Source organism: Roseateles sp. P5_E11, from assembly GCF_054049355.1.
The window spans coordinates 1-3021 of the sequence record NZ_JBFUMO010000651.1 but is presented as its reverse complement, the minus strand read 5'-3'; the positions used below and the strand labels follow the sequence as shown (position 1 = coordinate 3021).

The 3021-nt window shown below is 68.8% G+C and carries 4 protein-coding genes; 3 read left to right on the top strand and 1 reads right to left on the bottom strand.

Annotated elements, in window-relative coordinates:
• Entirely contained in the window at nt 1–954 is a 954-nt protein-coding gene (locus ACXJKR_RS28585) for a Bug family tripartite tricarboxylate transporter substrate binding protein (RefSeq protein ID WP_457325713.1), read from the top strand.
• Here ACXJKR_RS28585 and ACXJKR_RS28580 read toward each other — a convergent pair.
• Complete coding sequence (locus ACXJKR_RS28580; RefSeq protein WP_082532621.1) at nt 926–2242, bottom strand: YihY family inner membrane protein; 1317 nt, start codon at nt 2240–2242, stop codon at nt 926–928. The genes ACXJKR_RS28585 and ACXJKR_RS28580 overlap by 29 nt on opposite strands.
• Before the next feature lie 21 nt (nt 2243–2263).
• On the opposite strand from ACXJKR_RS28580, the gene ACXJKR_RS28575 reads away from it, so the two are divergent.
• Together ACXJKR_RS28575 and ACXJKR_RS28570 are read left to right on the top strand one after the other, a co-directional pair.
• On the top strand, nt 2264–2644 hold the full coding sequence (locus ACXJKR_RS28575; protein ID WP_056196946.1) for a DUF2069 domain-containing protein: 381 nt from the start codon (nt 2264–2266) through the stop codon (nt 2642–2644).
• The coding region (locus ACXJKR_RS28570; RefSeq protein ID WP_457325712.1) for an FAD-binding oxidoreductase at nt 2641–3021 on the top strand (381 nt) is incomplete at its 3' end. The genes ACXJKR_RS28575 and ACXJKR_RS28570, both read left to right, overlap by 4 nt.

The following is a 3021-nucleotide window of genomic DNA, read 5'->3' as shown; positions in this document are numbered from 1 at the left end:
ATGCTGCAACGTCGTTCCGCCCTGGCCGCGCTGGCCGCCCTGCCCTTTGCCGCCCGCGCCGATGACAAGCCCATCCGCCTGCTCGTCGGCTTTCCGGCCGGCGGCGGCACCGACGCGATTGCGCGATTGCTGGGTGAGGCCTTGCAGGCGTCATTGGGCACGCCGGTCATCGTCGAGAACAAGCCCGGCGCCGGCGGCCAGATCGCGGCCCAGGCGCTGAAGGCCGCGGCACCCGACGGTACGACCTTCTTCGTCAGCCACGACCACACCATCTCCATCCTGCCGCTGGTGCTGAAGAACCCCGGCTTCGACCCGGCCAAGGACTTCCTGCCGGTGGCGGGCTTTGCGACCTTTGCCAACGCGCTGGCGCTGTCAGGCGGCACACCGGCTTCAAGCCTGCCTGAATACCTGGCCTGGGTGAAGAAGCAAGGTGGCCAGGGCAGCGTGGGCGTGCCGGCCCCGGCCTCGGTGCCGGAGTTCCTCGTCAAGCTGCTCGGCGAGAAGAGTGGCCTGAACCTGCTGGCCGTGCCCTACCGCGGCAGCGCGCCGATGATTGCCGACATGCTGGGCAACCAGATCAGCGCCGGCGTCGGCTCGGTACCCGACCTCATCACCAACCACCAGCAGAAGAAGCTGCGCATCGTCGCCGTCATGGGCCAGCAGCGCCAGGGCGTGTTGCCGGAGGTGCCGACCTTTGCGGAACTGGGCGTCGCGGGCTTCGAGGATCTGCCCTATTACGGCCTGTTCGCACCGGCGGGCACCGCGCCGGCCGTCGTCGAGCGCTTCTCGAATGCGCTGGCCGGCGTCATCAATCAGCCGGTCGTGAAGGCGCGATTGACCGAGTTCGGCCTGTCGGTGGCCATGATGAGCTCGGCCCAGCTCGCCACCCGCGAGCGCGCCTACTCGGCGGCCTGGGCCAGGATCATCAAGGCCGGGGGCTTCCAGCCTCAGTGAGCAGCAGGCGGTCGAGAGTCAGCTTCGACCATTCGCCCTGCGCCCACAGATTGGCCAGCAGCCCCTGGCGCTCGGCCAGGAAGGCGCTCAGCAGAGGTTCGGCCAGCGCCTTCTCGGGCGTGCACAGCAGCACCAGGCGCTGGGCGCCCTCTTCTTCCAGCCGACCGATCCAGTCCAGGGCCAGCAGCTTGTCGATGACGGGGCTGAGCTGCAACGGGTCGACGCGCAGCGCGCTGGCCAGGGCCAGATAGGACAGGCCTTGCTGGCCGGCCTCGCGCACGCGCCAGAGTTCGCGCAGCACCTCCAGCGCCAGCGCCATGGGCTGGCCGGGCGAGTCGGGGCGCAGATGCAGCCGGCCCGTCAGGCTGGGCGTGTTGGCCGCCAGGATGGCGCCCAGCAGCACGATGACCCAGCCCAGGTAGATCCAGATCAGGAAGATGGGCACGGTCGCGAAGGCGCCGTACAGCGTCGAATAGGTCGGCACCTGCTTCACATACCAGGCCAGCAGACCCTTGGCCAGCGAGAAGCCCAGCGACACGAAGGCGCCGCCGATGAGGGCATGGCGCCAGCGCACATGGGTGTTGGGCACGTAATGGAAGAGCCCGGCCATCGCCAGGCCGAACAGCACCACGTCGGCGCTGCCCAGGACCGTGGACATGCTCGCCGGCATGGCCGTGAGATAACCCTGGCCGACGCTGATGGCATAGCTGGTCAGCGTCAGGCTGCCGCCGAGCAGCAGCGGGCCCAGCGTCAACGCGGCCCAGTAGACCAGCACGCGCTGGGCCATGGGCCGCGGGCGCTTCACGCGCCAGATCGCATTCAGCGTGCGGTCGATGGTCAGCATCAGGGCCAGCGCCGTGATGCCCAGAAAGATCAGGCCCACGACACCCAGCTTGTTGGCCTTGGCGGCGAACTGCGTCAGCGAGGCCAGCACCGGCTTGGCGATGTTGGGCGGGATCAAGCTCTTCAGGAAGTACTGCTCCAGCGCGGACTGGAAGCTGGAGAACATCGGGAAGGCCGTGAAGATGGCCAGCATCACGGTCAGCAGCGGCACCAGCGAGATCAGCGTCGTGAAGGTCAGGCTGCCGGCAGTCAGGCCGAGCTTCTCCTCGCGGAAACGCTGGCGGAAGGTGTGCAGGGTCTGCAACCAGGGCCAGGCCAACAGCTCGGTGATGAAGTCGCTGGCGAAGGCGATGGGGTTGTGGGCCAGCGGTGCGTCCGGGTTGTCGGCATTGGCAGGCGCGGCGGGCGGAACGGGCGGGATCGGCGGAATCGGCGTCAAGGACATGGCTTCTATGATGCCGCAGCTATGTCCCCTGCCCTTGAAAGAACCCAACCCACGGCCGTCGAACGGCTGACGCGCAATCTGGCGTTCAGCGCCACCGTAAGCCTCATCCTGCTGTGCCTGGCCTGGGAGCTGTGGCTGGCGCCGACCGGCCGCGGCACGCTGGCCGTGAAGGCGCTGCCGCTGCTGGCGGCACCCGTCGGCCTGTGGCGCTACCGCATGTACACCTACCGCTGGCTGGCCCTGGCCATCTGGCTCTATGTGATGGAGGGCCTGGTGCGCTCGACCAGCGAAGGCGGCCTCGGGCAATGGCTGGCGCTGGGTGAAGTGCTGCTCGGCGTCGTCATCTTCACGGCCTGCACGGCCCAGATCCGCCAGCGACTGGCGGCGGCCAAAGCCACATGAACGCCTTTCTCGCTGCGCTGCGTGAACAGCTTGGCGAGGCGGGCCTGCTGGTGGGCGGCGACCTGGCGGCCTATGAGAACGACTGGCGCAAGCGCTATGCCGGCAAGGCCCTGGCCGTCGCGCGGCCGGCATCGACCGAGGAAGTCGCGGCAGTGATGCGCCTATGCCACGAGCACCGCGTGCCGGTCGTGCCGCAGGGCGGCAATACCGGCCTGGTGGGCGGCTCGACGCCGGACGACAGCGGCCAACAACTCCTGCTGAGCCTGACGCGCATGAAGCGCGTTCGCGGCATCGACCTCGTCAACGCCAGCCTGACGGCGGAGGCCGGCTGCGTGCTGGCCGAGATCCAAACCGCCGCGGCTGGGGCCGGAATGCTC

Bases quoted from the DNA above. Each gene is read 5' to 3' on its own strand.
- ACXJKR_RS28585 (WP_457325713.1), top strand. From the start codon at position 1: ATGCTGCAACGTCGTTCCGCCCTGGCCGCGCTGGCCGCCCTGCCCTTT.
- ACXJKR_RS28580 (WP_082532621.1), bottom strand. From the start codon at position 2,242: ATGTCCTTGACGCCGATTCCGCCGATCCCGCCCGTTCCGCCCGCCGCG.
- ACXJKR_RS28575 (WP_056196946.1), top strand. From the start codon at position 2,264: ATGTCCCCTGCCCTTGAAAGAACCCAACCCACGGCCGTCGAACGGCTG.